The 15,628-nt window shown below is 39.1% G+C and carries 18 protein-coding genes and 1 pseudogene; 15 read left to right on the top strand and 4 right to left on the bottom strand.

The window, feature by feature from the left end; translation table 11 throughout:
* Window positions 1–64 precede the first annotated feature (64 nt).
* The 15 genes from rpoC to H7U04_RS05890 all read left to right on the top strand — a co-directional run bounded on the left by rpoC (window position 65) and on the right by H7U04_RS05890 (window position 12,583).
* Entirely contained in the window at window positions 65–3,703 is a 3,639-nt protein-coding gene (gene rpoC, locus H7U04_RS05960; RefSeq protein WP_070437474.1) for a DNA-directed RNA polymerase subunit beta', read from the top strand.
* Window positions 3,704–3,858: 155 nt separating this feature from the next.
* A complete protein-coding gene (locus H7U04_RS05955; RefSeq protein ID WP_002887019.1) occupies window positions 3,859–4,221 on the top strand; it encodes a DUF1033 family protein in 363 nt (120 codons plus the stop codon).
* A gap of 80 nt (window positions 4,222–4,301) precedes the next feature.
* Window positions 4,302–5,243: a competence type IV pilus ATPase ComGA gene (gene comGA, locus H7U04_RS05950; protein ID WP_002885658.1), complete on the top strand. Its 942-nt coding sequence runs from the start codon at window positions 4,302–4,304 to the stop codon at window positions 5,241–5,243.
* Window positions 5,125–6,225: a competence type IV pilus assembly protein ComGB gene (gene comGB, locus H7U04_RS05945; RefSeq protein WP_142236643.1), complete on the top strand. Its 1,101-nt coding sequence runs from the start codon at window positions 5,125–5,127 to the stop codon at window positions 6,223–6,225. The genes comGA and comGB overlap by 119 nt, the downstream gene beginning before the upstream one ends.
* Window positions 6,222–6,548, top strand: a complete 327-nt coding sequence (comGC, locus tag H7U04_RS05940) for a competence type IV pilus major pilin ComGC (protein ID WP_070576715.1) — start codon at window positions 6,222–6,224, stop codon at window positions 6,546–6,548. Before comGB ends, comGC begins: the two co-directional genes overlap by 4 nt.
* Window positions 6,508–6,936, top strand: a complete 429-nt coding sequence (gene comGD, locus H7U04_RS05935; protein ID WP_253183867.1) for a competence type IV pilus minor pilin ComGD — start codon at window positions 6,508–6,510, stop codon at window positions 6,934–6,936. Before comGC ends, comGD begins: the two co-directional genes overlap by 41 nt.
* Complete coding sequence (comGE, locus tag H7U04_RS05930) at window positions 6,908–7,198, top strand: competence type IV pilus minor pilin ComGE (protein WP_073689936.1); 291 nt, start codon at window positions 6,908–6,910, stop codon at window positions 7,196–7,198. Before comGD ends, comGE begins: the two co-directional genes overlap by 29 nt.
* Window positions 7,185–7,622 (top strand): competence type IV pilus minor pilin ComGF, encoded by a 438-nt coding sequence (comGF, locus tag H7U04_RS05925; protein WP_037600123.1) that lies wholly within the window; start codon window positions 7,185–7,187, stop codon window positions 7,620–7,622. The genes comGE and comGF overlap by 14 nt, the downstream gene beginning before the upstream one ends.
* A complete protein-coding gene (gene comGG / locus H7U04_RS05920; RefSeq protein ID WP_060973072.1) occupies window positions 7,600–7,917 on the top strand; it encodes a competence type IV pilus minor pilin ComGG in 318 nt (105 codons plus the stop codon). Before comGF ends, comGG begins: the two co-directional genes overlap by 23 nt.
* Before the next feature lie 44 nt (window positions 7,918–7,961).
* Window positions 7,962–8,918, top strand: coding sequence for a class I SAM-dependent methyltransferase (locus H7U04_RS05915; protein WP_073689935.1), 957 nt, complete (start codon window positions 7,962–7,964; stop codon window positions 8,916–8,918).
* Window positions 8,919–8,974: 56 nt separating this feature from the next.
* Complete coding sequence (locus H7U04_RS05910) at window positions 8,975–10,168, top strand: acetate kinase (protein WP_073689934.1); 1,194 nt, start codon at window positions 8,975–8,977, stop codon at window positions 10,166–10,168.
* 250 nt (window positions 10,169–10,418) lie between these two features.
* Entirely contained in the window at window positions 10,419–10,616 is a 198-nt protein-coding gene (locus H7U04_RS05905; protein WP_013991261.1) for a helix-turn-helix transcriptional regulator, read from the top strand.
* 11 nt (window positions 10,617–10,627) lie between these two features.
* Window positions 10,628–11,284 (top strand): CPBP family intramembrane glutamic endopeptidase, encoded by a 657-nt coding sequence (locus tag H7U04_RS05900; RefSeq protein ID WP_064523497.1) that lies wholly within the window; start codon window positions 10,628–10,630, stop codon window positions 11,282–11,284.
* Window positions 11,285–11,361: 77 nt separating this feature from the next.
* Window positions 11,362–11,808, top strand: a complete 447-nt coding sequence (locus H7U04_RS05895) for a hypothetical protein (protein ID WP_013991259.1) — start codon at window positions 11,362–11,364, stop codon at window positions 11,806–11,808.
* A gap of 112 nt (window positions 11,809–11,920) precedes the next feature.
* The gene (locus H7U04_RS05890; RefSeq protein ID WP_013991258.1) at window positions 11,921–12,583 is read left to right on the top strand and encodes a CPBP family intramembrane glutamic endopeptidase; all 663 of its coding nucleotides are present in this window, start codon (window positions 11,921–11,923) and stop codon (window positions 12,581–12,583) included.
* Between the two features lie 537 nt (window positions 12,584–13,120).
* Here the strand turns inward: H7U04_RS05890 and H7U04_RS05885 are convergent.
* From H7U04_RS05885 to H7U04_RS05870, 4 genes and pseudogenes are all read right to left on the bottom strand, one after another.
* Window positions 13,121–13,531 (bottom strand): hypothetical protein, encoded by a 411-nt coding sequence (locus H7U04_RS05885; protein WP_201059407.1) that lies wholly within the window; start codon window positions 13,529–13,531, stop codon window positions 13,121–13,123.
* A gap of 311 nt (window positions 13,532–13,842) precedes the next feature.
* A complete protein-coding gene (locus H7U04_RS05880; RefSeq protein WP_201059405.1) occupies window positions 13,843–14,487 on the bottom strand; it encodes a recombinase family protein in 645 nt (214 codons plus the stop codon).
* Between the two features lie 355 nt (window positions 14,488–14,842).
* Window positions 14,843–15,160: a hypothetical protein gene (locus H7U04_RS05875; RefSeq protein ID WP_201059403.1), complete on the bottom strand. Its 318-nt coding sequence runs from the start codon at window positions 15,158–15,160 to the stop codon at window positions 14,843–14,845.
* A gap of 252 nt (window positions 15,161–15,412) precedes the next feature.
* Window positions 15,413–15,628 (bottom strand): annotated as a pseudogene (locus H7U04_RS05870) (hypothetical protein); the annotation flags it as partial.

Below are 15,628 nucleotides of genomic sequence, written 5' to 3'. Positions count from 1 at the left end.
AGGTAGCTGATAAAGGTGAGAATAGCGCTGCTATTGTCAATAGAACAAAAGAAAGGTAATACTAGTGGTTGACGTAAATCGATTTAAAAGTATGCAAATCACACTAGCTTCACCAACTAAGGTCCGTTCATGGTCTTATGGTGAAGTTAAGAAACCTGAAACAATCAACTACCGTACGCTCAAACCAGAACGCGAAGGTCTCTTCGACGAAGTGATCTTTGGTCCTACCAAAGACTGGGAATGTGCGTGTGGGAAATACAAACGTATCCGTTATAAAGGTATCGTTTGTGACCGCTGTGGTGTTGAAGTAACACGTGCTAAGGTTCGTCGTGAACGTATGGGTCACATCGAGTTGAAAGCACCAGTATCACACATCTGGTACTTCAAGGGAATCCCTTCTCGTATGGGATTGACTTTGGACATGAGTCCTCGTGCGCTTGAAGAAGTTATTTACTTCGCAGCTTACGTGGTTATTGATCCAAAGGAAACACCACTTGAACCAAAATCTCTCTTGACAGAACGTGAATATCGTGAAAAATTGCAAGAGTATGGACATGGTTCATTTGTCGCTAAAATGGGTGCCGAAGCTATCCAAGATCTCTTGAAACAAGTAGATTTGGAAGCTGAAATTGCTGAACTCAAAGAAGAGTTGAAAACAGCAACTGGTCAAAAACGTGTTAAAGCTGTTCGTCGTTTGGACGTTCTTGATGCCTTCTACAAGTCTGGTAACAAACCAGAATGGATGGTGCTTAACATCTTGCCAGTATTGCCACCAGACCTTCGTCCAATGGTTCAATTGGATGGTGGACGTTTTGCGGCATCTGACTTGAACGATCTTTATCGTCGTGTTATCAACCGTAACAATCGTTTGGCTCGTTTGCTTGAATTGAATGCCCCAGGTATCATCGTGCAAAACGAAAAACGGATGCTCCAAGAAGCGGTTGACGCTTTGATCGACAACGGTCGTCGTGGTCGTCCAATCACTGGACCAGGTAGTCGTCCACTTAAATCTTTGAGCCACATGCTTAAAGGTAAACAAGGTCGTTTCCGCCAAAACTTGCTTGGTAAACGTGTTGACTTCTCTGGACGTTCCGTTATCGCCGTTGGTCCAACACTTAAAATGTACCAATGTGGTGTGCCACGTTTGATGGCCATCGAACTTTTCAAACCATTTGTGATGCGTGAAATCGTTGCGCGTGAATACGCAGGTAACGTGAAAGCCGCTAAACGTATGGTTGAACGTGGTGATGAACGTATTTGGGATATTCTTGAAGATGTTATCAAGGAACACCCAGTACTTCTTAACCGCGCACCTACCCTCCACCGTTTGGGTATCCAGGCCTTCGAACCTGTCTTGATTGATGGTAAGGCCCTTCGTCTTCACCCATTGGTATGTGAGGCCTACAATGCCGACTTTGACGGTGACCAAATGGCCATCCACGTTCCATTGTCTGAAGAAGCTCAAGCTGAAGCACGTTTGCTCCTTCTTGCGGCTGAACACATCCTTAACCCTAAAGACGGTAAACCGGTCGTAACGCCATCTCAGGATATGGTTCTTGGTAACTACTACTTGACTATGGAAGAAGACGGCCGTGAGGGTGAAGGTATGGTCTTCAAGGATATTGATGAGGCAGTTATGGCTTATCGTAATGGTTATGTTCACTTGCATAGCCGTGTCGGTATCGCAGTAGACAGCATGCCTGATAAACCTTGGAAAGAAAACCAACTTCACAAGATTTTGGTTACAACTGTTGGTAAGATTCTCTTTAACTCAATCATTCCAGCAGAAATTCCATATCTTCAAGAAACAACAAATGAGAACTTGACAGATAGTACACCAGATAAGTACTTCCTTGAACCAGGTCAAGATATCCAAACAGTTATTGATAGTTTGGAAATTAATGCGCCATTCAAGAAGAAAAATCTTGGTAACATCATCGCTGAAACCTTCAAACGTCTTCGTACGACTGAAACATCAGCCTTCCTTGACCGTTTGAAAGACCTTGGTTACTACCACTCAACACTTGCTGGTTTGACAGTGGGTATCGCCGATATCCCAGTTATCGATAACAAACAAGAAATTATTGATGCTGCTCACCACCGTGTTGAAGAAATTAACAAGGCCTTCCGTCGTGGTTTGATGACAGATGATGACCGTTATGTTGCTGTTACAACAACATGGCGTGAAGCGAAAGAAGCACTTGAAAAACGTCTGATTGAGACACAAGATCCTAAGAACCCAATCGTTATGATGATGGACTCAGGAGCTCGTGGTAACATCTCTAACTTCTCTCAACTTGCCGGTATGCGTGGTTTGATGGCTGCTCCTAACGGACGTATCATGGAATTGCCTATCCTTTCAAACTTCCGTGAAGGTTTGAGCGTTTTGGAAATGTTCTTCTCTACTCACGGTGCGCGTAAAGGTATGACCGATACGGCCCTTAAGACAGCCGACTCAGGTTACCTTACTCGTCGTTTGGTTGACGTTGCCCAAGATGTTATCATCCGTGAAGATGACTGTGGAACAGACCGTGGTCTTCTCATCCGTGCGATTACTGACGGTAAAGAAGTTACGGAAACACTTGAAGAACGTCTTCAAGGTCGTTACACTAAGAAATCAGTTAAGAATCCTACAACAGGTGAAGTAATCGTAGGTCCAGATACTTTGATTACTGAAGACATGGCTGCTGCTATTGTCAATGCTGGTGTTGAAGAAGTAACTATCCGTTCAGTCTTTACATGTAACACACGTCACGGTGTCTGCCGTCACTGTTACGGTATCAACTTGGCAACAGGTGATGCGGTTGAAGTTGGTGAAGCAGTTGGTACTATCGCCGCTCAATCTATCGGGGAACCTGGTACACAGCTTACTATGCGTACCTTCCACACCGGTGGGGTAGCCTCAAACACCGATATCACACAGGGTCTTCCACGTATTCAGGAAATCTTTGAAGCACGTAACCCTAAAGGGGAAGCGGTTATCACTGAAGTTAAAGGTACTGTTATTGAAATCGAAGAAGATGCCGCAACACGTACTAAGAAAGTCTTCGTTCAAGGTAAGACTGGAATGGGTGAATACGTTGTTCCATTTACAGCTCGTATGAAAGTTGAAGTGGGTGACGAAGTACACCGTGGTGCAGCCTTGACAGAAGGGTCAATCCAACCTAAACGTCTCCTTGAAGTGCGTGATACCTTGTCAGTTGAAACTTATCTTCTTGCAGAAGTACAAAAAGTTTACCGTAGCCAAGGGGTAGAAATCGGTGACAAACACGTCGAAGTAATGGTTCGTCAAATGCTTCGTAAAGTACGTGTTATGGATCCAGGTGATACAGATCTCCTTCCAGGTACACTTATGGACATTTCTGACTTCACAGATGCTAACAAGGATATTGTTATCTCTGGTGGTGTTCCTGCAACATCTCGTCCAGTCCTTCTTGGTATTACGAAAGCCTCACTTGAAACAAATTCATTCTTGTCAGCGGCTTCCTTCCAAGAAACAACACGTGTGCTTACAGATGCAGCTATCCGTGGTAAGAAAGACCATCTCCTTGGTCTTAAAGAAAATGTTATCATTGGTAAGACTATTCCTGCTGGTACAGGTATGGCTCGTTACCGTAACATTGAACCACTTTCAGTTAACGAAGTTGAAGTTATTGAAAACATTGCTGTTGATGAAGCAATTGTGGAATCATCTGAAGACTAAAACGAAATCAAAAGAACTCACAATGAATTGTGAGTTCTTTTCGTATTTATATGACTAGAATTTCTTCAATTTTTGATAAATATAAAACCATTTTTTTTATCTTTTCCAGAAAATTTTGTATAATAGGAACACCAAAGATGAAGTGAGAAAGAAAAATGTACCAAGTAGTTGAAATGAAAGGGGATTTGGAACCGTGGTGGTTCTTAGAAGGCTGGCAAGAAGATATCATCAGTACTAAGGAATTTGAAAATTTTTATGATGCCCTCAAGTACTATAAAAAACTTTGGTTTGCCATGGAAGAAACCTTGCCAAGTTATATCAGCCGTAGTAGTGTCATGACTGCTTTTTGGGACCAAGAGGATAAACACTGGTGTGAGGAGTGTGACGAATATCTGCAGGTCTATCAATCGATTGCTCTTTTGGATGATTGGCAGGAAATTCCTGAGGAAAAATACCGTCCGGGATATGAAAAGCGAAATGACCTTCCAAATCATGCCCACTGTAAAATTAAACGTTAAACAATGCAGAAGCTCGAATTTTTTCGGGCTTCTTTTCATTTTCTTAAACTTTTTACGAATAGGTCTATGAGGAGGTCCTTATGGTAACAGAATTTGCTAAGGAAATGATCAAAAATGCTGATAGTTGTGGGGCTCAAGACATCTATGTCATTCCACGTCAGGATAATTACGAGCTCTATATGCGAGTTGGCCAGGAGAGGAGATTAATTGATGTATATCGGCCTGATTTCATGGCTAGTCTTATTGGTCACTTTAAATTTGTGGCGGGAATGATGGTGGGTGAGAAGCGTAGGAGTCAACTAGGTTCCTGTGACTATGATTGTGGTGATGGTCAAAGGGTTTCTCTGCGTTTATCAACCGTTGGGGATTATCGCGGCTTAGAAAGTTTAGTTATTCGTGTTCTACATTCCGAACGTCGAGAATTGGTGTATTGGAATCAAGGAATCCAGCCGATTATGGATGCTTTGGATTATCGTGGCTTGTATCTCTTTGCAGGTCCCGTAGGTTCTGGAAAGACTACGCTTATGCATGAATTGGTTCAGGAGCGTTTTAAGGGACAGCAGGTGATTTCGATTGAAGATCCTGTGGAAATTAAACAGGATAATGTCTTGCAACTCCAGGTAAATCAGGCAATTGACATGACCTATGATAATTTGATTAAGCTATCACTACGTCACCGCCCGGATGTTTTGATTATTGGAGAAATTCGAGATAAGGAGACTGCTCGAGCGGTTATTAGAGCTAGTCTGACAGGAGTGACTGTTCTTTCAACTATTCACGCAAAGAGTGTGGCAGGTGTTTATGAGCGTCTTCTGGACCTTGGTGTAGATAAGTCTGAGTTGGATAATGCTCTTCAAGGGATTGCCTATATGCGTTTGATTAAGGGAGGAGGTGTGATTGATTTTGCCAGTGAAAATTTCCAAAGCCATTCGTCAACCAGCTGGAACCAACAGTTGGAAGGCTTGGTTCAACAAGGATATCTCACTGAAGGGGATATCCAAGGGGAAAAAATTAAAGATTAATCAGCAAGTCAAGGTTATCCAGCTTTTCAAACAACTTCTAAAGGCAGGGTTTACTTTAACTGAAATCGTAGCCTTTTTGGAGCGAAGTCACTTGTTGAAAGAATCGTCATTATCTCTTATGAAAGCAAGCTTAATGCGAGGCGACAGGCTAGACCAGATGTTTGCGTCAGTGGGTTTTTCGGACAATATTGTTACTCAGATTGCCCTTGCTGATAAGCACGGTAATCTTCTAGGGAGTTTAACCAAGATTGAAACCTACATGCTTCGCATGACCAAGGTTCGTAAGAAACTCATGGAGGTAGCGACCTACCCTATCCTACTCCTGGGTTTCCTGATTCTGATTATGTTAGGACTTAAAAATTATCTTTTGCCTCAACTGTTAGAGGGTGATGGTAAGGATAATTGGGCTGTACAGTTGGTTCAAATCTTTCCCCAGCTCTTCTTTGTGGGTTTGTGTGGACTTCTTGTATTAAGCTTAATTCTTTATCTATGGGTCAAACACCAGCCAGCCCTTGTCTTTTATCGACGAATGGCAAAAATCCCTTTCATAGGCCAAACTGTCAGGCTATATACGACCGCCTATTATGCTAGGGAATGGGGAAATCTCTTAGGACAAGGCATTGACCTGTTAGACTTGGTTTCTCTTATGCAAGAGCAAAAGTCCAAGCTCTTTCGTGAGCTGGGGGCTGATTTAGAAGAGGCCTTGATGCTAGGACAGAGTTTTCCTGACCGTATTGCTACTCACCCTTTTTTCACTAAGGAACTATCCTTGATTATTGCTTATGGAGAGGCTAATGCTAGGTTGGGCTATGAGTTAGAAGTCTATGCTGAAGAGGTTTGGCAGGCTTTCTTTAACCGTCTTAATAAGGCAACAACCTTTGTGCAACCCCTCATTTTTGTTATTGTTGCTGTCGTGATTGTAATGATCTATGCAGCCATGCTATTACCAATGTATCAAAATATGGAAGGAATGATATCATGAAAATGATGTTTAAAAAATTGAATGCCGTTAAACTACGAGCTTTTACGTTAATTGAAATGCTAGTCGTGCTTCTCATTATCAGTATTCTCCTCTTGCTTTTTGTTCCTAACTTGAGTAAGCAGAAGGATTCTGTTAAAGAGACTGGAAATGCGGCTGTGGTCAAGGTCGTGGATTCTCAAGCAGAACTTTATGAAATGAAGAATAACAAGACAGCTAGCTTAGCAGCTCTTGTTTCAGAAGGTCAAATCACGCAAAAACAGGCAGATTCATACAATGATTACTATGCGAAACATGGTGGCGAAAGCCGCTCAGTGGCCAATTAGAGCCTTCACCTTGTTGGAGAGTCTGGTGACACTAGCAGTGGTTGCCTTTCTCACTCTGAGTTTGTCAGGCTCAGTGACAGGTATTTTTCAACAGGTTGAAACTAACCTTTTTTATCTGCGCTTTGAGTACCTATACCGAGATAGTCAGCGCTTGGCAGCGGCAGAAGGGGCCAATGTTGAATTGCAGTTGACCAAGGATAAAATCAGTAACGGAAAATCCAGTCTGGTGATTCCTAAAAGTATTCATCTTGATAAGGGGCAGACGCTAATGTTTGATGCCAAAGGAGGCAACTCGAGCCTCACCAAGATTCGTTTTTCAAGTGATAAGGAGGTGGTGACCTATCAGCTTAACATGGGCAGTGGTAAATATAAAAAGACGGTCTCTTAGAGGCTATATTCTTATCGAAAGCCTGGTAGCAATGGCTGTCTTAGTGCTTGTCAGTGGTCTTATATTAGATCAAATCAATACCAATCGTAGGTTAATGGCTAGGAATCTCCACCAACAGGAGGTTTTGAGTGTGGCAACCATGGCAGTTCAGACCAAACAGGATCAGTTGACCTTAAATGGTATCACAGTGACAGTAAAACGTAGCAAGCAAGGTATCGCGGTTTATGAATCAGGAAAGGAGATTATTCATGTCTCTAAATAGTAAGGTCCGCGCCTTTACCCTCTTGGAATGTCTAGTAGCCTTGTTGGTGATTGCTGGTTCAATTCAAGTTTATCAAGGTCTGACCACAGTATTGGTGAGCAATGTTAAGCAGGTCAAGCAACAAGAAAACCAAGACTGGCTTCTATTTGTTCAACAAATGGAGGCAGAGTTAGAAGGTTGTCAGTTTGTAAAGGTAGAAGGGAACAAACTCTATGTTAAGCAGGATAATCAAGACCTGGCTTTTGGACTTTCAAGTGCTACTGATTTTCGAAAAACAAATGCTGACGGTCGAGGCTACCAACCAATGCTTTTCAATGTAAAATCTAGTACGATTAGTCAAAATAACCAGATAGTCACTATCCAAGTGACTCTTAAAAATGGGCTACAAAGGAGTTTTGTTTATGCTTTTGAAAAAACAGGTTAGGGGAGGCGTTCTCCTCTACGCTCTTTTTATGGCTGGCATTTTCACACTTCTTCTTCATGTTTATCTGGAGCGGGTGGTTGCTAGCTCTAGACAAAACCAAGCGCAAATGACTTCCAGTCAAAGTCATCTCATGGCAGAAATGACCATGGACTTGGCGGACAAGGAAGCTGGTGCTTTTAGTTTTTCTCAGGGAACTACGACTTATGAGGTTAAGGACAAACAAGTGATTGTTAGAGTTGCCAGTAAAGGCCAAATCAAGACCTATCGTTATATGAAGAAACAGGAGCAGAAATAGAAATTCTCTTCCCTTTTTGATATGATAGAAGGACGGAGGAAATCATGAATTTTGAAGCAATTGAGACAGCTTTTGAGCTATTGTTAGAAAATGTCCAAACCATTGAAAATGATCTTGGAACCCATGCTTACGATGCACTTATTGAGCAAAATTCCTATTATTTGGGGGCTGAGGTAGCTAATGAAGTCATCATCAAAAACAACGAGAAATTACGTGCTCTTGATCTAAGTAAAGAGGAGTGGCGTCGTGCTTTTCAGTTCTTGTTTATCAAACTAGGGCAATTGGAAGCTTTACAAGCCAATCACCAATTTACACCAGATGCTATTGGATTTATCATTCTTTACCTACTCGAAGGTTTGACCAAGGACGACCAATTAGATATTTTGGAGATTGGTTCAGGGACAGGAAACTTGGCTGAAACTCTTCTAAATAATAGTCAGAAAACCCTTAATTATATGGGAATGGAGGTTGACGATCTCCTTATCGATTTGTCAGCTAGTATTGCTGATGTGGTGAATTCAAGTGCAGTTTACATCCAAGAAGATGCTGTTCGACCACACATTCTCAAAGAGAGTGATGTTATTATCAGTGACCTACCTGTTGGGTATTACCCAAATGATGAGATTGCGAGTCGTTTCAAGGTTGCAGCAACTGGTGAACACACCTATGCCCATCACCTTCTCATGGAGCAATCACTCAAGTACCTGAAGAAAGATGGTATTGCTATTCTTTTGGCACCAACTAATCTTTTGACAAGCCCACAAAGTGACTTGCTTAAGAAATGGCTATCAGGATATGCTGATATTATTGCCGTTATCACTCTTCCAGAAGCAGCTTTTGGCAATAAACATAGCATGAAGTCTATCTTCGTGCTTAAAAAACAAACTGAAAATGCTCCAGAGACCTTCGTTTATCCACTTAGCGATTTGCAAAACCCAGAGATCCTCAAGGATTTTACAGATAATTTCCAAAAATGGAAATCAGATAATTCCATTTTCTAGCAAAACATGTTAGAATAGGACTATATTATTGAAAGCGTTTTACAAAGAGGTGGCTTATGACAAAAACAATAGCAATTAATGCAGGAAGCTCAAGCTTGAAATGGCAACTATATGAGATGCCAGATGAAGTTGTTCTTGCTAAGGGGTTGATTGAACGTATCGGCTTGAAGGATTCTGTTTCAACAGTAAAATTTGATGACCGTTCAGAATCGCAAACCCTAGATATTGCTGACCATGTTCAGGCAGTAAAAATCTTGCTTGATGATTTGATTCGTTTTGATATTATCAAGAGTTATGATGAAATTACAGGTGTTGGTCACCGTGTGGTTGCTGGTGGAGAATATTTCAAAGAATCAAGCTTGGTGGATGAAGATGCCTTGGCTAAGATTGAAGAATTGTCAGCCTTAGCACCTTTGCACAATCCAGGTGCAGCTTCAGGGATTCGGGCCTTTAAGGAGCTCCTCCCAGATATTACCAGTGTTGCTGTTTTTGATACAGCCTTCCATACATCTATGCCGGAAGTGGCCTACCGTTATCCAGTGCCTAATCGTTACTATACAGACTACCAAGTCCGTAAGTATGGAGCACACGGAACTAGCCACCAATATGTTTCTCAAGAAGCAGCTAAGTTGTTAGGTAAGCCAATTGAAGAAACTAAGATTATCACAGCCCATGTGGGAAATGGTGTTTCAATTACTGCCGTTGCTGGTGGTAAATCAGTAGACACGTCAATGGGGTTGACACCACTTGGTGGCGTTATGATGGGAACACGTACTGGGGATCTTGACCCTGCGATTATTCCATTTGTTATCGACCGTGAGCCTGAAATGGCAGATGCAGAGCGTATCCGTCACGTCTTTAATAAGGAATCAGGTCTCCTTGGTATTTCTGAAAAATCAAGTGATATGCGTGATATCATTGCTGGTAAGAATGCTGGCGATGAAAAATGTGCCTTGGCCTATAATCTTTATGTGGATCGTTTGCGTAAATACATTGCTCAATACTTCGGTGTGTTGAACGGAGCGGATGCTATCGTCTTTACAGCAGGTATTGGTGAAAACTCTGCAGAAGTTCGTGCTTCAGTCTTGGATGGTCTCACTTGGTTTGGTATTGAAGTGGATCCTGAAAAGAATGTCTTTGGACATGTAGGCGACATTACAACAGCAGAGTCAGCTGTTAAAGTATTTGTTATCCCAACAGATGAAGAGTTGGTGATTGCGCGTGATGTTGAGCGCCTTAAAACTAAATAAGTTATCAAAAATTTGATAAGACCAGAAAAGTTGGCTGAGTGATTGGCCAGCTTTTTTGAATGCTCTGACAGAATCATTCGCCTATGTTTATAAATGTGTAATTCAATAAGTAAAGAAAACTTTATAAAAAATGTAAAAGAGACTTTACAAAAAATGTAAAGTGAACTATACTATATATGTAAAGTAAACTTAACAAAGAAAAGTAAGGAGTTTAACTATTTGAGAATAAACGATAAAGTTGAGGTACCACATGGAAACAAAAATTCAGGAACTTCGTAAGGCTAATAAGATTAGTCAGGCAGACTTAGCAGATGAGATGGGGGTCACGAGACAGACCATCATTTCACTCGAAAAAGGTCGCTATAATGCGTCGTTGGAACTAGCTTTTAAAATTGCTAGGTATTTTGGAAAGACTATTGAAGAAGTCTTTATTTTTGAGGAAGATTAAGGAGAAAAGATATGTTTAAACAGGTAATGAAGAAAATTGGTGTTATTGTTTTAGCGCTCACTCTACTAATCTTAGATTTAACACTATTAGGTGCTTTCCCGCTACTTACTCAGGATGGTAAGTTTTCACTTGTGGAGCAAATAGGTTACGGTATTTGGGCATTAGGGAGTTTGGCTATTTTTATCGTGATTGCTTATAGATTTAAACTCTTATCGCTTAAAGAGATTAATTGGAGACGTCTCGTTGCGATTGCTTCTCTTAATCTCGTCATCTTTTTCCTAGGTGATCTTCTAGGGTATTTTGTTGGTCAGTTAACACACAATGCGACTATGGAAAATCAAGATGCTTTAAATAAGATATTTATTCACGTACCAACCTATCTTAAGTTTGCAGTAGTAGGTTTTATCGTTCCTATTATGGAAGAAATCATTTTTAGGGGACTCTTAGCCAAGGTGCTCTTTGGAAAATACTTTAAGACGGGTCTTGTTATTTCCAGTCTTCTCTTTATGGCTGGTCACTCAGCATTTACGCTTCAGACAATTGTCATCTATGGTGTTATGTCAGCTGGTCTTGCGATAACATATTATAAGACTAAGCGTATCGAGTACAGTATGGGTGTTCATATCTTAAACAATAGCATAAGTGTACTACTCAGTCTTTTCGTTTAAGGTGAATAAGTGTTTAAAGTTGTCAGTGAAAAAAGTTATATTGCTCTTATAAAGGATAATAAAGGGAGTGTTAAGATATGTTAATAAAAATGTTAGTAGGAAAGAGAAAAACAGAGGATGAGTTTAAGAAATACATTACACGAGTAGCCTGTTCTCTTTTGTCTTTGGGTGTTTTGGGATTGTTTATTATTCGCTCTAACAGTCTTAGTGATTATGCTCTAGGCTTAGTTTTAGGACTTACCATTGGGGTTTATGTCTTGTCAATCTATTATTTTGCGACGCTTACTCATCCTAAACGTCTTCACCAGATGTATATTGCTGCCTATGATGAGCGAAATAAACAGATTTTAATGGCGACAGCAGTTGCAACTCTGATTTTAGAGTTTTTGCTTATCTTTGCTTTGATTGCTCTATATGCCTTTGTCAATATTCAGTTGCCATATGTTACAGTCTTATCAGTCTTGCTCTATGGCTTAGTATTGGGATTTGCTCTTATTCGTCTCATCCTATCTAAAATAGGATAAGAGCCTATATTATCTTGAAAAATTCACCTCTCGTTCTCTTTTTGTCTTGTCAAGTAAGTTTTGTTGTATTATAATAAAGATACAAATAAATGATGAAAAGAGGTGGATTCTCATGAACAAAGGGTCAATTCTCAAACGCTTTCTTTATTTTTTACTAGCTTTCCTAATACTAATTATTGATCAAGTTCCAACCATCTATTTAGGTGTCAAAGATATAAGGCTGGTCTGTCTCTTAATTTTTGTCTTGCTTCTTATGAGCGCAGGAGCTCTTTTCTTAGGAAAACGTCTTGGGCTTTTCGAAGGCTTTAAGGCCCTTTCTTCCCTGAAGGCCTGGGGTATGATTGGCTTGACCTACCTAGGTATTTATATCGTTACTAGGATTGGTTCTATGGTCATGATGATGGAAGGTGTTAGTAATAGCACCAATCAGGCAGCCATAGAAAATGCCCATATGAATCCCTTCCTCCTCATAACGTTTACGGTAATTATGGCACCGATTGTGGAAGAGCTGGTTTTTCGCGGGCTCCTCATGGGACGCGTCTTTAATCCATATTCTATTGTTGGCTTGATTGTTAGTAGTTTACTTTTTGGCCTTGTTCATATGCCGAATAGTATCGGTGTTTGGATTGTATATGCAGGTATGGGTCTTGCCCTTGGAATAGCATATCGTAAGTTTCAAAAGTTAGAGTACTGTATCATGGCCCATATCATTAACAATAGCATTGCGGTTTCAATGTTGTTACTCTTACAATTTTTAGCGCCATATATCAAATAAAGCTCGGAATCAGACAGCCTGACACTCAGCACTCTAAAAATAATCTGAGTTCACGCATCTTATATGTAAGCTAAAAGACGGTTCAAATGAGCCGTCTTTTTTATGTATTCAACTATCGTTCACTAAAGGATATTTGAAAATTATACATTGTACATTTAGGATTTTTACAAACTTTTATAACTTTACCACGTGCATAATCTGCTGCATAAAACCATAAAACTTCGTTACATTTTGTGCATCTTTCAGTCATATTTGTCCTCCTATAGTTTATTACCACAGTTACAACACCGTTCTGGTCGGTCGCTTGTTTTTCGCCCGCAGGTTGGGCATTCAATAGTTGCTGTAAGAATTTTTTTAACTTGTTTAATCATAATGATTACCATCCAGATTTCTTTTGACAAGTTCCATAATTGCAGTTATGGTAAGAAAGATTGTGGTAAATAGCTTCTTTACACCAATCGCATTTATTACCGCTTAAAGCTCGTTCACAAGCACAATACCATTCATTAGGGTTTCCCATTACGATTCCTCCTTGTTTTATATTTTAAGTCCAAAGTTTTTCGCCCATTCTTCCAAAGTTAGCCCACTCTGTGTTGATAAATCTAAAAGAGCCATTTCTATTTTCTCACGCCCCCCTTCGACTTCCGTTTTCCATCGTAAAGCTTCCTCTAGGTTTGGTATGACCACTTCTAATCTTCTTACAAATCTTTCGGTATCTTCTTTTTCTCGAAAAAGTTGCTTGTATTCATCACGATTTGCGGAACCTAGTTTTCCTCCAATTTCATTGAGGTCAGCTAAAAGTTCATAACGGATATTTTGGGCTGTTTCTAGCACTCTTCTAGCTAGTTCCAATTTTTCGTTGTATTCCTTTGTAGCAGACTCATTTGATTGTATTTTAAACCAAAAAAATCCACCTACAATCGCAATTACCAATATCAAAAAAGCCATATTTTCTCCTTAACAAAACCTCTAAGCATTTGTAGCACATTAAAAATCGTATTTATCTTAATACGAAAAACCTCCTTATTTTATTTTTACTCAAAAATACCTGCTACAATAGGTGTGAGTTTGTTTTAGCGAACGGTCGTTTATTAAAACAATCAAAGTTACCAATAAAAATATTTAAAATGCTGATTTGACAAGGTTTATAGGCTCTGTCAGGTTGGCATTTTTTGATTTTTCATTGTTTTAGTTGACGACCGTTTACTAAAACTGTTGATAGGTTAAATTTACTATTTTTCTAAGGATTTGTCAATCAATTATAGATGATTTTTTCTATTTATTTGAATACCATTGCGCTTTAGTACATTATAAATAGTTGCGGTAGAAATATTCAGCTGATTCGCAATCTTGCGCACAGGCAATTCGTTTCGTAGGTATTGCTCGATTATTTGTTTTTCGGTAACTTTAGACAGCCCTTTATTGCCAAGCTTCACACCTTTTTCTTTCGCTTTACGCAGTCCGTCTTTAGTACGTTCAGAAATTGCTTGAAGCTCCCATTCTGCCACATAACCCAGCATCAAGCAAAAGAATTTCCCAGTTAAAGAGTCTGTTTCAATATTTTCATGAATAGATTGAAGATGAATACCATGTTTGGTTAAATCTTCAATAATAGCAGAGAGGTGAAACATCTTTCTGGTAAGTCTATCCAATTTATATACGACAAAATTTGTTTCAACCCCTTGTTTAGCATAATTCTTGGCTAATTTTAACGCTTTGTCAAGTTGTTGTCGCTCCTGATTTCCGCCTGAATCTTTTTCGATATAGAGCTTATCGCAGAATTTGAGAGCTTCAGTTTGAACAGATAGACCTAATTCTTGTCGATTATCTGTTGAGCTAACACGGGCGTATCCGATGGCTATGGTTTTTATATTTTCTAAATTGTTCTTGTGATGATTTGTCAAAATTTCTCCTTTCTTTACTATTGTAGCAAGGTATATAAATTATAGAAAATTCAGAGAATAATAAAAAAGAGAAATATTTTTAAATAAAGCCACATTTTATTTGCTATTATTAGTACTTTTCGATATACTGAAAACGTATACAAATCTATAAAAGTGTTGACTCAGTGTCGTGGGTGTGGTATACTATCATAGTTATTTTATTTAAAATAACTTGGATTTTTATATATTATATAAAAATAGTTCTTTGCCACTTATTTACAATTTTATTTTTCAAGAAATTGATAAAATAAAAAATCATCTAAATACTGCAATATTTAGATGATTCGGATGTGATAGGTGTATTGATAAATATTTGTTAACGACGCTTTTTGTAAGTCTTGCGTCGTTTTCTTTTTGTCTTATTTTTGTTTGGCTTTCGCTTACATTTATCACGCCACAATATGGGGGGTGGATAAATGGGTTTTGAATCTTTATTTTTAATTATCTGTGTTCTATTCTCTTTTTGAGTTTGAATATAAGAGAGGCAAATTTCTTTGACGTCCTGACTGATTTTTTTCAGTACTTCCGCTAAATTTGAACCTATTTCAGGAGTACTATACGACTCCAATATTTTCAAAACATTACAGAATAAGATAACCAAATACTTCCAGAACGAATTTTTTTTATTCTTCATAATATATTCCTCCAGTGTTTACTGAAAAAATACACCTATCACGAATAAAAAATAATAGACAGACCACACCATAAGAAATAGGGAGGTAAAAACTTAAATCTTTTCGTTAACTTATAGTCTAAGCTTTAAACTTAAACATCTTCCATTTCTCTCTAGTATGTCTGTCTATATATTTCTGTAAACTTGATTATAACAAATTATCTTTTTCTTGTCAAATAACGTGACACAATGTTGTCAATGCCCCAATATTTTTCAAATAACATACACTTGTTCAATTAAACAAAAGAATACCAGTTCATTTTTATTTATTTTTTCACCTGAACCCACCGTAAACTCTATTTTATCTTGTTTTGCGAAAGCTCTATTTTCTAGATAATTTACAACATTTTCTGTCAAGGTTATTATATCTTTCATTTTCGAAGCAGTATAGTCATAACTGGCTTTTATAGATAAAGCGAAACTTTTAAC

Origin of the sequence: Streptococcus sp. 22.1, from assembly GCF_016648645.1 — a bacterium.
Classification (GTDB): Bacteria; Bacillota; Bacilli; order Lactobacillales; family Streptococcaceae; genus Streptococcus.
Note: the sequence above shows the minus strand (reverse complement) of the source record. Positions and strands in the feature narration are given on the sequence as shown.